The organism is Intrasporangium sp., from assembly GCF_035688975.1.
Classification (GTDB): Bacteria; Actinomycetota; Actinomycetes; order Actinomycetales; family Dermatophilaceae; genus CALMNV01.
In genome coordinates, this window is sequence record NZ_DASSMH010000154.1 from 1 (window position 1) to 16,468 (window position 16,468).

The 16,468-nt window shown below is 72.7% G+C and carries 17 protein-coding genes; 4 read left to right on the forward strand and 13 right to left on the reverse strand.

The window, feature by feature from the left end:
* Nucleotides 1-196: 196 nt before the first annotated feature.
* The 3 genes from VFJ94_RS16050 to VFJ94_RS16060 all read right to left on the reverse strand — a co-directional run bounded on the left by VFJ94_RS16050 (nt 197) and on the right by VFJ94_RS16060 (nt 3,713).
* Nucleotides 197-961, reverse strand: a complete 765-nt coding sequence (locus VFJ94_RS16050) for a hypothetical protein (RefSeq protein ID WP_325005232.1) — start codon at nt 959-961, stop codon at nt 197-199.
* Between the two features lie 332 nt (nt 962-1,293).
* On the reverse strand, nt 1,294-2,652 hold the full coding sequence (locus VFJ94_RS16055; RefSeq protein ID WP_414654630.1) for a PhoH family protein: 1,359 nt from the start codon (nt 2,650-2,652) through the stop codon (nt 1,294-1,296).
* Nucleotides 2,653-2,951: 299 nt separating this feature from the next.
* Nucleotides 2,952-3,713 carry an isoprenyl transferase gene (locus VFJ94_RS16060; protein ID WP_325005234.1) on the reverse strand — a complete coding sequence of 254 codons (762 nt, stop codon included), beginning with the start codon at nt 3,711-3,713 and terminating at the stop codon, nt 2,952-2,954.
* Between the two features lie 202 nt (nt 3,714-3,915).
* On the opposite strand from VFJ94_RS16060, the gene trhA reads away from it, so the two are divergent.
* Nucleotides 3,916-4,611 carry a PAQR family membrane homeostasis protein TrhA gene (trhA, locus tag VFJ94_RS16065; protein ID WP_325005235.1) on the forward strand — a complete coding sequence of 232 codons (696 nt, stop codon included), beginning with the start codon at nt 3,916-3,918 and terminating at the stop codon, nt 4,609-4,611.
* 58 nt (nt 4,612-4,669) lie between these two features.
* On the opposite strand, the gene VFJ94_RS16070 is transcribed toward trhA, so the two are convergent.
* Nucleotides 4,670-4,918, reverse strand: coding sequence for a hypothetical protein (locus VFJ94_RS16070; RefSeq protein WP_325005236.1), 249 nt, complete (start codon nt 4,916-4,918; stop codon nt 4,670-4,672).
* Complete coding sequence (gene mca, locus VFJ94_RS16075; protein WP_325005237.1) at nt 4,918-5,862, reverse strand: mycothiol conjugate amidase Mca; 945 nt, start codon at nt 5,860-5,862, stop codon at nt 4,918-4,920. The genes VFJ94_RS16070 and mca overlap by 1 nt, the downstream gene beginning before the upstream one ends.
* A 126-nt stretch (nt 5,863-5,988) precedes the next feature.
* On the opposite strand from mca, the gene VFJ94_RS16080 reads away from it, so the two are divergent.
* Both VFJ94_RS16080 and greA read left to right on the forward strand, forming a co-directional pair.
* Complete coding sequence (locus VFJ94_RS16080) at nt 5,989-6,354, forward strand: DUF4307 domain-containing protein (RefSeq protein WP_325005238.1); 366 nt, start codon at nt 5,989-5,991, stop codon at nt 6,352-6,354.
* A 185-nt stretch (nt 6,355-6,539) separates the two neighbouring features.
* The gene (greA, locus tag VFJ94_RS16085) at nt 6,540-7,025 is read left to right on the forward strand and encodes a transcription elongation factor GreA (protein WP_325005239.1); all 486 of its coding nucleotides are present in this window, start codon (nt 6,540-6,542) and stop codon (nt 7,023-7,025) included.
* Between the two features lie 72 nt (nt 7,026-7,097).
* Here the strand turns inward: greA and VFJ94_RS16090 are convergent, their stop codons facing one another.
* The 5 genes from VFJ94_RS16090 to VFJ94_RS16110 all read right to left on the reverse strand — a co-directional run bounded on the left by VFJ94_RS16090 (nt 7,098) and on the right by VFJ94_RS16110 (nt 11,242).
* Nucleotides 7,098-8,276 carry a cystathionine gamma-synthase gene (locus VFJ94_RS16090; protein WP_325005240.1) on the reverse strand — a complete coding sequence of 393 codons (1,179 nt, stop codon included), beginning with the start codon at nt 8,274-8,276 and terminating at the stop codon, nt 7,098-7,100.
* Nucleotides 8,277-8,382: 106 nt separating this feature from the next.
* On the reverse strand, nt 8,383-9,003 hold the full coding sequence (locus VFJ94_RS16095) for a response regulator transcription factor (RefSeq protein WP_325005241.1): 621 nt from the start codon (nt 9,001-9,003) through the stop codon (nt 8,383-8,385).
* Nucleotides 9,000-10,382 (reverse strand): sensor histidine kinase, encoded by a 1,383-nt coding sequence (locus VFJ94_RS16100; protein ID WP_325005242.1) that lies wholly within the window; start codon nt 10,380-10,382, stop codon nt 9,000-9,002. The genes VFJ94_RS16095 and VFJ94_RS16100 overlap by 4 nt, the downstream gene beginning before the upstream one ends.
* Before the next feature lie 41 nt (nt 10,383-10,423).
* A complete protein-coding gene (locus tag VFJ94_RS16105; RefSeq protein WP_325005243.1) occupies nt 10,424-10,798 on the reverse strand; it encodes a hypothetical protein in 375 nt (124 codons plus the stop codon).
* Nucleotides 10,799-10,846: 48 nt separating this feature from the next.
* Complete coding sequence (locus VFJ94_RS16110) at nt 10,847-11,242, reverse strand: hypothetical protein (RefSeq protein WP_325005244.1); 396 nt, start codon at nt 11,240-11,242, stop codon at nt 10,847-10,849.
* Between the two features lie 321 nt (nt 11,243-11,563).
* On the opposite strand from VFJ94_RS16110, the gene msrA reads away from it, so the two are divergent.
* Nucleotides 11,564-12,238, forward strand: a complete 675-nt coding sequence (gene msrA, locus VFJ94_RS16115) for a peptide-methionine (S)-S-oxide reductase MsrA (RefSeq protein ID WP_325005245.1) — start codon at nt 11,564-11,566, stop codon at nt 12,236-12,238.
* Nucleotides 12,239-12,304: 66 nt separating this feature from the next.
* Here msrA and VFJ94_RS16120 read toward each other — a convergent pair whose 3' ends face one another.
* From VFJ94_RS16120 to VFJ94_RS16130, 3 genes are all read right to left on the reverse strand, one after another.
* Nucleotides 12,305-14,251, reverse strand: a complete 1,947-nt coding sequence (locus VFJ94_RS16120) for a M13 family metallopeptidase (RefSeq protein ID WP_325005274.1) — start codon at nt 14,249-14,251, stop codon at nt 12,305-12,307.
* 169 nt (nt 14,252-14,420) lie between these two features.
* Nucleotides 14,421-15,134: a hypothetical protein gene (locus VFJ94_RS16125; RefSeq protein ID WP_325005246.1), complete on the reverse strand. Its 714-nt coding sequence runs from the start codon at nt 15,132-15,134 to the stop codon at nt 14,421-14,423.
* Nucleotides 15,131-16,435: a PspC domain-containing protein gene (locus tag VFJ94_RS16130; protein ID WP_325005247.1), complete on the reverse strand. Its 1,305-nt coding sequence runs from the start codon at nt 16,433-16,435 to the stop codon at nt 15,131-15,133. Before VFJ94_RS16130 ends, VFJ94_RS16125 begins: the two co-directional genes overlap by 4 nt.
* Nucleotides 16,436-16,468 lie beyond the last annotated feature (33 nt).

A 16,468-nucleotide genomic window follows, 5' to 3' on the forward strand; every position in this document is an offset into this window, starting at 1 on the left:
CTCCCGGGCGACGCTCGTGCTCTCCAAGGGGGAGAACCACGCCGTGCGCCGGGTGCGCCTGCGCAAGATCTGACGGCCCCCCGTACGGAAGTGGCCACTCGACCCGGCAACGTCCGCCCCGTACGGAAGTGGCCACTCGACCGGGGGAAGGTCGAGTGGCCACTTCTGCACGCGGGGCGGTGCCGGTGCGGGCTGTTCAGTACCAGTGCGGGCTGTTGCCCTGCCAGAAGGCCAGCGCGCTGCAGGGTGAGCCGTAGGACTGCTCGATGTACCACAGCCCCCACTTGATCTGCGTGAGCGGGTTGGTCCGGTAGTCCGCCCCGAAGCGCGCCATCTTGCTCGCCGGCAGGGACTGGGGGATGCCGTACGCGCCCGACGAGGAGTTCTCCGCGGTGTACCGCCAGTCGCTCTCGCCGTTCCACAGCGTGACCAGGCACGCGTGCTGCGCCTCGCTCGTCCAGCCGTGCTCGGCCATGAGCGCGCGGGCGGCGGCCTGCGGGTTGGCCCGCGCACTGGCCACGGCCTGCTGGCGGGCGCGCTCGGCGTCCGCCTTGGCCTTGGCCGCAGCAGCCTCCTGCGCCTTGCGCGCCGCGTCGGCCTTCGCCTTGGCGGCCGCGTCGGCCTTCGCCGCGGCGGCGGCGGCGTCGGCCTTGGCCTTGGCGTCCGCGGCGGCGCGCGCCTGCTCGGCTGTGAGGGGGGTGCGGGCGTCAGCCCGGGACACCTGTGTGGCGAGGAGCGCACGAGCCGCACCGGCGAGCATCACGCCGTCTGCGGGTGCGGCCGCCGGCGACGCGGCATAGCTCGCGTTGGCCCTCGGCAGGTCGGTGGCGGCGGCATACCCGAGCGCGGTGACGCCGAGGCCGAGCGTCAGCCCGCCGGCGAGGATGGGGCGGCTGACGGAGCGCCAGCGCCCGCGGGGACGGCGGGCGGCGGGGCGGTGACGTCCTGAGTACGCGGACATGGAGAAGCGGTGCCTTTCGCAAGAGGGGCAGGAGGCCGCACCTCTCACGCAGCACGAACGGGGAGTCCGAGTCGAGGGTCGACCACAGGCGCTCGGCGGGCGCCCGTCGTCGATGACCCGGCGCCTCGTTATCATTCCGAGACCAACGGACTCAACGGTGACATCCCGGAGCCGCCCTTGGCAAATCCGCTGCCGGACGGAAACGGGCCGTGTGCGCTATGTCACTGCTGCCAGAGCGGGAGCAGTGACATAGCGCACACGGTGCAGGTCGGTGCAGGTCGGCTCAGCGGGGCCGGCGCCGGGGAACGGCGCGCATCGCCGCCCCCGGTCGGCTACGCCTCCAGCCCCTCGAGGACGTCGGTGACCAGCGCCGCGATCGGGCTGCGCTCGCTGCGGGTCAGCGTGACGTGGGCGAAGAGCGGATGGCCCTTCAGCTTCTCGATGACGGCCGCCACGCCGTCGTGGCGCCCGACGCGCAGGTTGTCGCGCTGGGCGACGTCATGGGTCAGCACCACCTTGGAGTTCTGGCCGATGCGGGAGAGCACCGTGAGCAGGACGTTGCGCTCGAGTGACTGCGCCTCGTCGACGATGACGAAGGCGTCGTGCAGCGACCTGCCGCGGATGTGCGTGAGCGGCAGCACCTCGAGCAGGCCGCGGTCGAGCACCTCCTCGACGACCTCCGTCGACACCAGCGCCCCGAGGGTGTCGAAGACGGCCTGGCCCCACGGGTTCATCTTCTCCTGCTCCGAGCCCGGCAGGTAGCCGAGCTCCTGGCCACCGACGGCGAAGAGCGGCCGGAAGACGATGACCCGTCGCTGGACGCGTCGCTCCATGACCGACTCGAGCCCGGCGCAGAGCGCGAGGGCGGACTTGCCGGTGCCGGCACGGCCCCCGAGGCTCACGATGCCCACGTCCGGGTCGAGGAGCAGGTCGAGCGCGATCCGCTGCTCCGCGCTGCGGCCGTGCAGCCCGAAGGCGTCCCGATCGCCCCGGACGAGCCGGATCTGCTTGTCGGCGCCGACCCGCCCCAGGCCGCTTCCCCGTGGCGAGAGCAGGACGAGCCCGGTGTTGCACGGCAGCTCCGCGGCCTCCGCGTGCTCGACGCGGCCCCGCTCGTAGAGCTGGTCGAGGGCCTCGGTGGTCACGTCGAGCTCGGCGAGACCGGTCCATCCGGAGTCGACGGCGAGCTCCGCGCGGTACTCCTGCGCGTCGAGGCCGACGGCCGACGCCTTCACCCGCATCGGCAGGTCCTTGGAGACGACCGTGACGTCGGCGCCCTCGTTGGACAGGTTCTTGGCCACGGCGAGGATCCGCGAGTCGTTGTCGCCCAGCCGGAACCCGGCCGGCAGGGCGGTCGGGTCGGTGTGGTTGAGCTCGACGCGAAGCGTCCCGCCGTCGGTGCCGACCGGGACCGGGCGGTCGAGTCGGCCCTCGGACACACGCAGGTCGTCGAGCAGGCGCAGCGCCTGGCGCGCGAAGTAGCCGAGCTCCGGGTGGTTGCGCTTGGCCTCGAGCTCGGTGACGACGACGACCGGGAGGACCACCTCGTGCTCCTGGAAGCGCGCCATGGCGCGGGGGTCGGACAGCAGGACCGACGTGTCGAGGACGTAGGTCTTGCGAGCTGCGGTCGTGCGAGCGGAAGTCCTGCCGGTGCTCGTGGCGCTCTCGGACGAGGTCGGGTGACTCTGGATAGCCAATTCCCACTCCTTGGCGGCGCACGCGCTCGGCATGCGCCTACTCGTTCCCGTGGTGCCGGGACCTGCCCACCGTGCGGTGGGGCCGGTGCCGGCCCCCCGTCCCGAGCTCTCGCTCCATGGTGGGCCTTCCAGGCTCCGACGGACGGGATGTCCGCCGATGGGCCGAGGCTACGTCCGGCGCGGCCTCGCGACTCGGATTTGACGGGTTCGTGTCGCGCGGCGCCCCTACTGGCGACGGCCGGCAGCGGCCGGCGACGGCCGGCAGCGGCGCCCAGCGGCGCCCAGCGGCGGGGTCAGGTGCCGAACCGCCGGTGCCGCCCGGCATACGAGCGCAGCGCGCGGAGGAAGTCGACGTGCCGGAAGTCGGGCCAGTAGGCCTCGCAGAAGTAGAACTCCGACTTCGCGCTCTGCCACAGCAGGAATCCGCCGAGCCGCTGCTCCCCGGAGGTCCGGATGACGAGGTCGGGGTCGGGCTGGCCGCGCGTGTAGAGGTGCTCGGCGATGTCCTCGACCGTGAGGTCGGCGGCGATGTCCTCGATCGACTCGCCTCGCGCGGCCCGCGTGCGCAGCATCTCGCGCACGGCGTCGGCGATCTCCCGACGCCCGCCGTAGCCGACCGCGACGTTGACCGTCATGCCGGGCACGCCCGCCGTCCGGGCCGCCGACTCGCGCAGGCTGCGCGCCGTGTCGGCGGGGAGCAGGTCGAGCGCTCCGACGATCTTGAGGTGCCACCGCCCCTCGTCAGCCAGGTCCGCGACGGCGTTCTCGATGATGGACAGCAGCGGCGCGAGCTCCTCCTGCGCCCGGCCCAGGTTGTCCGTCGAGAGCAGCCACAGGGTGACGTACTCGACGCCCGCCTCCTCGCACCACTGCAGCAGGTCGGAGATCTTGTCGGCGCCGGCCTGGTGGCCGGAGGCGGTGCCCGCACCGCGCGCCTTGGCCCACCGGCGGTTGCCGTCGAGCATGACGGCGACGTGCCGAGGCATGGCCTCGCGGGGCAGGTCGTGGGCCACGCGGCGCTCGTAGGCTCCGTAGACCACATCGCGCCAGCCCACCCCGCGCCCTCCTTCGCCTCGTCGGCCCCGTCGCGCACCGCGTGGGCCCGCGCGTCCCACCGTACCGCTGCGCCGGTCGGTCGCTGCGGCCTCCCGGCCGGCGCGGCGCCCGGACCGGTGGCCGTATGCCGCGCAGCCTGACCGCCACGACGCCGAGGTTACTGCTCCGTAACCTACGTGTGCGTAGGTTACTCTTGGAGGCATGAGCTCGCCCTTCGAGACCCCGAGCGCGGCCATGCACGAGGTCGCCGCAGCGGTCAAGCCGCGCCTGCGCGGGTGGCTGCACCTGGGCATGTTCCCGCTGGCCGCGATCGGCGGGCTCGTCCTCGTGCTGCTGTCCGATCCCGGCGCGGTCCGCACCGCCTCCATCGTGTTCACGGTGACGGCGAGCCTGCTCTTCGGCGTCTCGGCCATCTACCACCGCGGCACGTGGGGCCCGCGGATGCATGCGCTGCTCAAGCGGTTCGACCACTCGAACATCTACCTCATCATCGCCGGCACCTACACCCCCTTCGCGGTGACGCTCCTGCCGGGCGACCAGGCACGCACGCTGCTCACCGTCATCTGGGGCGGCGCCATCGCGGGCGTCCTGTTCCGCATCTTCTGGGTCAGCGCCCCCAGGTGGCTCTACGTGGCGCTCTACATCGCGCTGGGCTGGGCGGCCGTCTTCTACGTCGTGCCGTTCTGGCGGGCCGGGGGGGCGGCCATCGGCGCACTGCTCGCGCTCGGCGGCCTGCTCTACACCGCGGGCGGCGTGATCTACGGGGCGAAGCGCCCCAACCCGTCCCCGCGGTGGTTCGGGTTCCACGAGGTCTTCCACGCCTTCACGCTCGCGGCCTTCGTGGCGCACTACGTCGCCGTCTCGCTCGTCGTCGTGGGCCACCCCGTCGTGGCCTGACCCCCCGCTGCCGCACGCGCTTTCCGGCCCGCGCCCCCGCCCCCGGGCGGTGGCGCCCTCAACGCGTCGGGTCGTCTCCCGGCCGGCCCGAGGGGTCGCCCGGCACCGGGTCCTGGCCGGAGCGCTCGTCGCCCCCCTCCGGGGACTCCTCGTCGAGCCCGGCGGCCCGGTCCCGCTCGCGGTAGGCCATCCGCCGCATACGGCTGTTCATGTTGCGCATGAGCAGCCACAGCGCCAGCGCCAGCACGAACGCGGCGATGAACCCCCACACGCCCGGCCCGATGGGCAGGTTGCCGCTGCCGCCCATCAGCGCACCTCCTCCACGGTCAGCCGCCCGTCGTAGGCGATCTCGAGCCGCCCGGAGGTCGCGAGCGCGTCGGCCTCGGCGGGCGAGCCCAGCCCGGCGAAGAGGTCGTCCTCGCCGTCGACGATCGGCACGTAGGACAGGGCCGCCTCGAAGTCCTCGGTGCCCCACACGTCGCGCTGCACCTCCAGCGGCACGGTGAAGAAGAAGCCGTCGGGGTCGACCTGGGTGGCGTGGGCGAGCAGGGCGCGGTCCCGCGTCTCGAAGAACTCCGCGCAGGGCACCCGGGTCGTGATCCGCCCGTCCCGCCGCTGCGTCCAGTTCTGCAGCCACTCGGCATACGGGCTCTCGAGCCCGCGCGCGAGCATGGCCTCGTGGATGGCCCGCAGGCGCTCGAGTCGCTGGCCGCCGTTGTAGTAGATCTTGAGGGGCTGCCACGGGGCACCGGCGTGCGGGTATGCCGCTGGGTCGCCGGCCGCGGCGAAGGCGGACATCGCGACCCGGTGGGTCATGATGTGGTCCGGGTGGGGGTAGCCGCCCTGCTCGTCGTAGGTCGTCATGACGTGCGGGCGGAAGTCGCGCACGACCCGGACGAGGGCCTCGGTCACCACGTCGAGGTCCTCGAGGGCGAAGCAGCCGGCGGGCAGCGGCGGCGGCGGGTCGCCCTCCGGCAGCCCGGAGTCGACGAACCCGAGCCACGTGTGCTCGCACCCGAGAATCTCCTGGGCCGCCCTCATCTCCCGGCGCCGGAACTCCACGATGTCGCGCTGCAGCTGCGGGTCGTCCTTGAGCTTCGGGTTGAGCACGTCACCGCGCTCGCCGCCGGTGCACGAGACCACCATGACGCGCGCGCCCGCGGCCACGTACTTCGCCGTCGACGCCGCCCCCTTGCTCGACTCGTCGTCGGGGTGCGCGTGCACCGCCATCAACCGCATGCCCTGAGACACGGAACTCCTTGCTCGGCTCGACCGGTTCGCGGGGCGCCACGTGGCACCGCCAGCCTGCTGCGTCACCAGGATGCCCGGTGAGGGACACTGGGACCCACCCGTCATCCTCTCATCCGGAGTTCTCCCATGCGCCTGCCCCACCCCGGCCCCGGCGAGCTGCGGTGGTGGGTCGTCGGAACGGTCGGGATCGGCGCCGGCGTCGCCGTCGCTGTGTGGCTCGGGCTCTCCATGTCCGTCGGCCAGACGAGCTGGCAGACCTTCGGCTACAAGGTCGTCGACGACCGGACCGTCACGGTGACGTTCGACGTCGACCGGCCGGGCGGCGCCCCGGTGACCTGCACGGTGCGTGCGCTCGCTCGCGACTTCGGCACCGTCGGCACCGTGGACGTGCAGGTCCCGCGGGCGCCCCAGGACTCGAGCCGGCAGAGCGCCACGGTGCGCACCACCTCCCGTGCGGTCACGGGAGAGGTGGTGCGCTGCGTGCCGCGTTGAGGCCGACGAGCGGCCCCCTCATGAGGCGGTGCGGTCGCGGACCGGAATCCTCGGGGCCGCGCATTGGTTACAATGGAGGCTCAGCAAGGGCCGCGACCGGTGCCCCAGCGTCACGGTCGGGCCCCTTTTCTTTTGCGCGCCCACCTCCCCACCGCGTGGGCGTCGGTACATCCGAGGAGTTCACCGTGACCGACACCGCTGCAGGCTTCCTGACTCAGGAGGCCTATGACCGCCTCAAGGCGGAGCTGGACCAGCTGTCGGGCGAGGGTCGCATCGAGATCGCCCGCAAGATCGAGGAGGCCCGTGAGGAGGGCGACCTCAAGGAGAACGGCGGCTACCACGCGGCCCGCGAGGAGCAGGGCAAGATGGAGGCCCGCATCCGCCAGCTCACCGAGCTGCTCCACAACGCCGTCATCGGCGAGACCCCGGCCGACAACGGGGTCGTCGAGCCGGGGATGCTCGTGACCGTCGAGATGTTCGGCGACGAGGAGACCTTCCTCCTCGGCAACCGAGAGATCGCGGACGGCTCCGAGCTGCAGGTCTTCTCCGAGAAGTCCGCCATGGGCGCGGCCATCAACGGCAAGACCGTGGGCGAGACCGCGAGTTACCAGGCCCCCAACGGCAAGACGATCGAGGTCAAGATCCTCGCGGCCAAGCCCTACACCGGCTGACTGCGCGCCGGGTCGCCCTCGAGCCCGGCCCGGCGGAGTGGACCACGCGCAAGGTCGGGACCCGAGGAACCGTCACCCGTGGACGTCGAGCGCCTCCCGCAGGTCGGCGATGAGGTCGTCGACGTCCTCGATGCCGACCGAGAGCCGGATCAGGTCGCCCGGCACCTCGAGCTCCGTGCCCGCAACCGAGGCGTGCGTCATCCGCGCCGGGTGCTCGATGAGCGACTCCACGCCGCCGAGCGACTCGCCGAGGGTCCACAGCGAGACGGCGGCGCACGCCTTGACCGCGGCGTCCTCGCCCTTGCGCAGCCGAAACGACACCATGCCGCCGAAGCGCCTCATCTGCCGGGCGGCCACGTCGTGGTTGGCGTGCGTCGGCAGCCCGGGGTAGAGCACCTGGGACACCGCGGGGTGGCCCGCGAGGAAGTCGACGACCCGTTCCGCGTTGTCGCAGTGACGCTCCATCCGGATCGCGAGCGTCTTCAGCCCACGGAGGGTGAGCCAGGCGTCGAAGGGGCCCGCAACGCCACCGATCGCGTTCTGGTGGAAGGCAATCCGCTCCTCCACGTCCTCGCGACCGGCTGCGGTGACACCCCCCCGGGTGATGACGGCGCCGCCGACGACGTCGCTGTGTCCGCCGGAGTACTTCGTCGTCGAGTGCACGACGATGTCGGCGCCGAGGGCGAGCGGGTTCTGCAGGTATGCCGTGGCGAAGGTGTTGTCCACGACGAGCAGGGCGCCCACGGAGTGGGCCACCTCGGCGATGGCCTCGACGTCGGCGACGCCGAGCAGCGGGTTGGTCGGGGTCTCCACCCACACCATGCGGGTCCGGCCGGGACGGATCGCCGCCCGCACCGCGTCGACGTCGGCGATGGCCGCGATGGAGTGCTCGACGCCCTGGGGGCGCGCCACCTTGTTGAAGTAGCGGTACGTCCCCCCATAGGCGTCGGACGGCACGACGACGTGGTCACCCGGGACGAGGAGGGCACGGCATACGGTGTCCTGGCCGGCCAGCCCCGACGCGAAGGCGAACCCGCGGCTGCCCCCCTCGAGGGCCGCCAGGCACTCTTCCAGGGCGCTGCGGGTGGGGTTGGCGGAGCGGCTGTACTCGTAGCCGCTGCGGAAGCCGCCGATGCCGTCCTGCTTGTAGGTCGAGACCTGGTAGATCGGGGTCACGACCGCGCCGGTCAGCGGGTCGGCCTCCTGGCCCGCGTGGATGGCGCGCGTCGAGAACCCGTGCTCGTCAGACATGCCGTCCACCCTACGGCCCCGCCCGGCGTCAGCCGTGCCCTCGTCGGCTGACGCGACGGGCGCTCCGGGCCTCGCTCCTACCTCGCTCGTGTCCTCACGCCCGGCGTCAGCCGATCCCGTGGTCGCGGGCCCACAACGCCGCGCTCGTGCGGTCCGCGACGCCGATGTTGCGGAAGACGTTGCCGAGGTGCACCTTGACGGTGCGCTCGCTGATGCCGAGGGCCTTGGCGATCTGTTTGTTGGCCAGCCCCTTCGACACGAGCGCCAGCACCTCGCGCTCGCGCGCGCTGAGCACCGACGGGGCCTCCTTGCGCGGGGAGTGCGGCAGCAAAGCCCGAGCCACCCGCGGGTCGAGCGGCGCATGACCCGCCGCGGCCACTCGGATCGCGGAGATCACGTCGCGGGGCTCGCTGTCCTTGAGCAGGTATCCCACTGCTCCCGCCTCGAGCGCCGCTCCGACCCGGTCGGTCTCGGCGAACGACGTGAGCACGACGACGGGCACGCCGAACCCAGCCTCTCGCAGCAGCCGGATGCCGACGATGCCGTCGACGCGGGGCATGGACAGGTCCATGAGCACGACCTCGGGCATCGTCCGGCGCACCACCTCGAGCGCCTCACGGCCATCCGCGGCCTCGCCGACGACCTTCACCTCGTCGCTCGTCGAGAGGATGGACCGCAGACCGACCCGGACGAGGTGGTGGTCGTCGACGATGACGACGGAGGTCATCGCCGGGTCCTCGAGCTTCGCAGCCGCAGCCGCCAGTGGACGCCGACGCCCGGCGCTGAGGCGACCTCCAGCACGCCTCCCACGTCACGGGCGAGGTCGGTCAGCACCCGCACCCCGAAGTGGCCCTGCGTGACGGGCGTCGATCCCGAGGGAAAGCCGGCTCCGTCGTCGTCGATGGTCAACAGGATCGGGTGGGTGGGGTGCGTGGAGTCCTCCTCGAGGGCGATCCGGACCCGCGTCGCCCCGGAGTGCTTGACGACGTTGCCGAGGCACTCGCGCGCGACGCGGTACACGACCTGCTGTTGGACCTCGGTCAGCCCCTCGGTCACGGCAGCGTCGGTGTGCAGGTCGACCACGGTGCCTCGCGCGGCGAGCGGCCGGACCAGGTCACCCAGGGCTGCGGCCAGTCCCGCGTCGGCGAGCCGTGCCGGGTAGATGTCGACGAGCAGGGACCGAAGGCTGGCCACACTGCCGCGGACCGTGGCGGCAACCTGCGAGAGATGGCTCGCGAGGGACTCGTGGCCCTCGTTGCGCACGGTCTCGATCGCTCCTGACACGACGAGTGAGCTGGCCACGAGGTCCTGCACCGGGCCGTCGTGCAAGTCCGCCGCGATCCGCCGGCGCTCCTGCTCGGACGCGTCCACGGCGCTTCGCATGAGCTGCTCCCGCTGGTGCTGCGCCGCGCCGAGCCGGTCGACCAGGCGCCAGAGGATCGGCGCCAGGAGCACGAGGAGCAACAGCAGGCTCGTGGCGAGGAGCCCGGCGAAGCCGCGCCACAGGTCCTGCGAGCGGCTCTCCACCGGGGTGTAGTCGCCGTAGATCTCGAAGAGCATCTCGGCGCCGGAGGGCGTCCACACCGGGCGATACACCTCGAGCAGCTTCCCGCCGTTGCGCTCGAACTGGTTCTCCGAGCGAGCGAGGTCGGACACCTCCGCCTTGGTCTCGCGCGCCATGATCGCTTCGAGCTGGTCGGCGTCCAAGGGGAAACGCTGGCCCACGAGGCGCTTCTCGTCGGCATACACGATCGTCCCGTCGCTCTTCCACAGCTTGACGCGGATGATGCCGTGGGGCAGGACGTTGGCGCGCACCACCTTGTCGAGGTTCTCGTAGGCCGCGCGGTCCCCGTGGAGCAGCCCGTCACTCAGGACGGGCTGCACCACCGCGACCGCCATGACGTTGGCCGTGTGCGCGGCGTCGTTCACGGCCTCGCGCTCGGCGAGGCGGCTGGCGGCCACGGAGCTGCCGACCATGACGATCGCGAAGACGGCCAGCGCCGCGAGAGCCAGCTGCCCGATCATGCGTCGGGGCTGCGGCAGCGGTCGCACGGGGTCCCGCACGGACCCGTCTGCGAGGGTGGTCCAGCGCAGCGCAACAGGCACCGGGATGGTGTCCGCGGAGCCTGTGCGGTGCGGGTCGCCCGTCATGACGAGTGGTCGTCCCCTCCCGAGTGGCCGGACGAGCCCGAGCCGTGGCCGGACGAAGCCGACCCAGCCGAGCCCGAGCCGTGGCCGGACGAGCCCGACCTCGACGTCCCGCCGTGGTCGTCGCCCGGCTCTGCCGTCGTCCGGGGCCGGGCCCCGCCGCGGCCGTCGGCGGCCGTCGTGGTCGACGGCGTCGGCGTGGCCGCGCTGGTGCGGATGGGAGCCGGCGAGTCAGCCTCGCCCAGGACGACCTGCGCCGCGGCCGGGGCGCGGGTGGGGACGCTCTCGGCGAACGAGGCATTGCCCAGCAGGCCAAGAGCAGCCGGGATCACCGCGCCCGCGGCCGCGAGTACGAGGATGAGGCGTCGTCGCATGTTCCGGTCCTTCCCTGGCTGCGAGTGTGGCAGGTCTGGATGCCGGCGTCAGCCGGTGTAGGTAACGCGTCCGCGGCAAACCGCGCCGGTGCGCACATTGGTCGCCTGAGCTCGGATGACGTCCCATCCGGACCGGTTGGCGATGAGGCGCGAGACCTCGAAGGACCCGCTGGGCGCCGTGGTCCGCTGCAGGCCTGTGTAGACGGTGACGAAGTTGTCGCTGATCCCGACGCGCCACGTCTGCCCGACGACGTTGCTGTCGACCTCGAAGCTGACCTCGATGCGGGCGTTGTCCTGCTTGGCCGTGAGCTTCCACGTGGCCGAGGGGCAGGCGCCCGAGGCACGGACCTCCAGGCCCTTGGCGGATGCGGCCGGGACGAGCGCCAGGCCGCTGGCCGCGACGGCGGACAGGACGGCGGTGGCGAGTGTCGCGCGAGCTCTCATGATGACCTTCCGGGGTGCGAGACGGCCGAGGAAGCGGCCGGTCGAGTGTGGTGAAGTGCCGGCTCCACACTGCGATCGCCACACGGGCAGCCGCCATCGGGCTTTGGTGCTAGTACCGTCCGCCCGGGGCACGGGAGTCGTGCCCGGCGCCGGCTACGAGCCCGCGGACTCGCCCTGCCCGGTCGCCGCCCGCAGGCGGTCGATGTGCTGTGAGGCCTCTGCCTTGGTCAAGGTGGCGGGCACTACGCCCCGACCACCGGTGCCCGGTGGGACGCCGGGTGAGACACTGGGTCGGTGTTCGGATTCGGCAAGAGGACCACGATGCCCGCCCCCGACGAGGCCCTGCGCGGCCGGGACAGGCGGCCGTATGCCGTGAGCCCCACCCACGTCGTCCTCGGCACCCCGCTCGACGGCCCGTGGCCGGAGGGGTCCGAGGTGCTCTACGTGGGGATGGGCTGCTTCTGGGGCGTGGAGCGCATCTTCTGGCGGCTTCCCGGCGTCGTCGCAACGGCCGTCGGCTACATGGGCGGCTACACGCCGAACCCCACCTACGAGGAGACGTGCACGGGTCTCACCGGCCACGCCGAGACGGTCCGGGTGGTCTACGACCCGGCGACGACGTCACCGGAGCTGCTCCTCAAGGCCTTCTGGGAGAACCACGACCCGACGCAGGGCCCTCGCCAGGGCAACGACGTCGGCACGGCATACCGCTCGGTCATCTTCTGGACGACGCCCGGGCAGGAGCGCGCCGCCCTCGCCACCCGCGACGCCTTCCAGCGTGTCCTCTCCGACAACGGCTACGGCACCATCACGACCGAGGTCCGGTCCGCGGACGAGGCCGGCCCCTTCTACCTCGCCGAGGACTACCACCAGGGCTACCTGCACAAGAACCCCGGCGGCTACTGCAACCACGGGCCCAACGGCATGACGTGCCCGGTCGGCGTGCTGCGCCAGGACCAGCTGCCAGCCCAGCAGGACGTCCTCCCGCCGCAGTGAGCGGCGACCGAGCGGCGTCGGCCGGCCGGCTTGGCGCAGAACTCAGACCCCGGCCGGCCGCGTCCCTCAGAAGATCCGCACGCGCTCCTGCTCCGGCAGCCACATCCCGTCTCCCGGCCGCACCCCGAACGCCTCGTGGAACTCCGTGACGTTGCGAACGGCGTTGCCGCGCAGCTCCGGCGGCGAGTGGGGGTCCACCGCGAGCAGCCGGATCGCCTCCTCCGGGCGCGCCTTTCCCTTCCAGACCTGGGCCCAGCCGAGGAAGAACCGCTGTGTCCCCGAGAACCCGTCGAGGTCGGGCACGTCGCGACCCTCCGTGGCGATGCGGTATGCCGCGTAGCCGATCTGCAGCCCGCCGAGGTCGCCGATGTTCTCCCCGACCGTGAGCGCCCCGTTGACCGTGTGCGACTCGTCGAGCCCCGCCGGCGTGTAGGCGTCGAACTGCTCGACCAGTCGCTGCGCGAGGGCCTCGAATCGCTGCCGGTCCTCGTCGGTCCACCAGTCGCGCAGCGCCCCGGTGCCGTCGTATCGCGAGCCCTGGTCGTCGAACCCGTGCCCGAGCTCGTGGCCGATCACGGCACCGATGCCGCCGTAGTTGACGGCGTCGTCCGCCTCGGGGTCGAAGAAGGGCGGCTGCAGGATCGCTGCCGGGAAGACGATCTCGTTCATCGACGGCATGTAGTAGGCGTTGACCGTCTGGGGGAGCATGAACCACTCCGTGCGGTCGATGGGCTTGCCGATCTTCGCGAGGTCACGGTCGACCTCGAAAGCCGAGGCACGACAATGGTTTCCGACGAGGTCGCCCGGGTCGATGGTGATGGAGGAGTAGTCCCGCCACACGTCGGGGTAGCCGATCTTGGGGATGAAGCGATCGAGCTTGTCGAGAGCCTGCGCGCGGGTCTTGTCCCCCATCCACTCGAGCGACGCGAAGGAGCGGCGGAAGGCCTCGACCAGGTTGGCCACGAGCTGCTGCATCCGATCCTTCGCCGACGGCGGGAACCAGCGCTCGACGTACAGCTGCCCGACTGCCTCGCCGATGGCGTGCTCGACGATCTCGACGCCCCGCTTCCACCGCTCCTTGTTCTCGGGCTGGCCCGAGAGGATGCGCCCGTAGAAGTCGAAGTCCTCGTCGACGAGGGCCGCGGGCAGCAGGCCGGCGAGCGACGTGACGACGTGCCACGTCAGCCATGCCTGCCAGTCCTGCACGCTCGTGTCACGGAGCGCCTGGTCCAGGGCCGTGACGAAGCTGGGCTGGCGCACGACGACCTTGTCGAACGCCCCGTCCGGCGCCTCCAGCCCGGAAACCCATGTGTCCCAAGGAAACTCGGGGGCGAGTAGCCGCGCTTCGGCGAGCGTGTAGGCGTTGTAGGTCTTGACGGCGTCGCGGTTGCTCACCTTGTCCCAGTGCGCCGCCGCGAGCCTCGTCTCGAGCGCCATGATCCGGGCCGCCTTGGATGCCGCCTCCGGGACGCCCGCGAGGGCGAGCATCCGCTCGACGTGGGCGACGTATGCCGTGCGCACGGCGCCGTATTGCTCCTCGCGGTAGTACGACTCATCCGGCAGGCCCAACCCCGCCTGCTCGAGGTAGACGACATAGTCCTCGGGTGACCGCTCGTCCGGGTTGACGAAGGGGTGCAGCAGCCCGACGACACCGGACCGGTGGAGTCGGCCGAGCACGGCGCCGAGGGCCGGGATCCCGTCGACCGACGCCACGTCGGCGAGGAGGGGCTGGAGCGGCTCAAGACCGAGCTCCTCGATCCGTTCGGTGTCGAGGAAGCTCGCGTAGAGGTCGCCGACCTGGCGACGCGGCGACCTTGGGGCCGCGGCCGCGCTCGCCGCGGCGTCCTCGATGAGGTCGCGCACCCGCGCCGTCGACTCCTCTCGGAGGATGTCGAACGTGCCGTAGCGCGCCCGGTCGCCCGGGATCTCGGTGGTGTCGAGCCACGTGCCGTTGACGAACCGGAAGAAGTCGTCCTGCGGGCGGGTGGATCGGTCCAGGTTTGCGACGTCGATGCCGGACTTCGGCGTCGCGGGGACCGAGGCGCCTGCCGGGGCCGGTCCCGAGCTCCCGCCCGGGGTGGGCTCCGGGCCCACAGCGTCGTCTCGTGTCACCGCGTCGTCTCGTGTCACTGCGTCTCCCCTCGATGCGCGGGGCCCGGGCGGTCGGACCCCGCAATCGAGCCTAGCGACGGCGGTTCCCGGCCAGCGCCGCGACGAGCCCCACGAGCAGCAGCGCTCCACCGAGCGCGCCGAAGGCGCCCGGGCCGACGACCCGCAGCTGCAGGCCGGGCTCGCCGAGGTTGGCCACGAGGACGTAGCCGGCCACGAGGAGGCTGAGCAGACCGAGGAGGATGGTGCCCGGCCGCGGACCGGTGCGCACCGTGACCAGACCGCCGCGCGGCGGGGGCGGGCTGAGCGGAGCCGTGCCCGGGGCGGCCACCGGCGGCTGCGCGAGGGACCCGGGGTGCGAGAGCACCGGGGTGTGCGACGGGTCCGGCAGCACGACGTCGTCGGGGACCGGCGCCGCGGGCTCGACCCGGAACGCGCCTGCCGGCCGCGCGGGCGTGGCGGGGGCGACAGGCTCGAGGTGCTCGGTGTCGGCCCGGTGCGGGTCCTCCCCGGTGGGGTCCAGCGCGGGCCCGGAGGTCGGGTCGGAGGCCCCGGTGCTGGACGTCGGGTCGGAGGCCCCGGTGCTGGAGGTCGGCTCGAGGTCCGGGCTGCTCGGGGTCGGGTCGGGGTTCGGCGTGCCGGAGGTCGGGGTGTCCATGGTCTCGCTGCTCTCGGTCGGGGCGCCCGCGGCGGGTGGTCCAGCGGGCGTCGTGGTGGGGTGGGTGGTGCTGTCGGCGGTGGGGTCCGCGGCGGGGCCGGCGAGGGGCCGCCGCGGGAGCTGGCTCATGACGCGTGTCCCGTGCGGACCGCGACCTGACCGAGACCGATCTCGGCGTCGACGACGATCTCCTCACGAGCACCCGGGCTGCCGTAGGTCACGGTCTCGTCCCAGGCGGTGCCGCCCTGTCGGAACCGGGGTTGCGGGCCGGACGAGCCCGACACCTGGTCGCTGCCTTCGTTGCTGCCGAGGGCGAGCAGCTCGCCGGCCCGGCCGCGGGCGTGGACCGTGACCCGGACGCCGTCGGGGACGACGACGTTGAGCTGTCCCAGGCCGACGGTGGCAGTGACGCGGTCGGTGCCCGACGTGGACTTCCAGTCCGCGCCCGACAGGTCGACCGTGAGCTCCCCCATGCCCAGCTGGTAGGCGTCCACCGCGGCCAGCGAGGTGACGACGTGGCTGCGGTCCCCGACCTGCCACGGACGGGTGAGGCCCGCGGGGACACTGGTCGTGAAGAGGGCGGCGACGATGCCGATCACGGCGAGGGGGGCGAGCCCGCCCGACCGGCGTCCGGCGAGGCCGGCGGCGACCATTCCCAGACCGAGGACGCCCAGGCCCGTGGCGATGCCCACGGCGAGGTGGCTGCCCTGCCAGCCGCCCGAGCCGGCGAGGGAGGTCATGGTGGCACCCGCCAGTAGGGCCGCCCCGAGGACGAGCATCCCGGCCGGGAGCCCGATGACCCGCGTCCGCTCCCGCGGCCGCGGCGGGGCCGGACGGACCGCGCCTACCGGAGGGGCAGTGGGCGCGGTCCAGGTGCTCGCGCCGGCCTGCGCGGCACCGGCCTGCGCGGCACCGGCCTGCGCGGCGGCGTTGCCGGTCGACATTCCCGCGGGCCCGGCCGGCGGGCCCGCCGCGCGCGGGCCGGCCAGGTGGCGACCGGCGTCGGTGCGGGTGAGGAACCACCAGACGAGCACGCCCAGCAGCACGAAACTACCGACGCGCATGCCGCTGGTGTGGTCGTCCCACCACGGGCCGCCTCCCAGGACCGACATGGCCGTGACGACGAGGAGGAAGATCGAACCGCCGTCACCGTCGCGCAGCGCGCGCTCGATCCGCAGGTCGCCGCGCTCGTCCGGCAGCAGCAACCACAGCAGGAGGTAGAGCGCGACGCCCATCCCGAAGAAGATGCCGAAGAGGATGAAGCCCGCCCGCACGATGAGGGGGTCGACACCGAGCCACCGGGCGATGCTGGTCGCCACGCCGGCGAACCAGCGACCCTGTGCCGGCCGGACGATGCCGGGCCGCCGGAGGGTGTCGTAGAAGCCGTCGAGGCCGTGCCCGGTCGGGGGGCCACCATTCGCGTTCGTCATGCACCCAGCGTGTCCGGGTGGGCCGCACCGGGC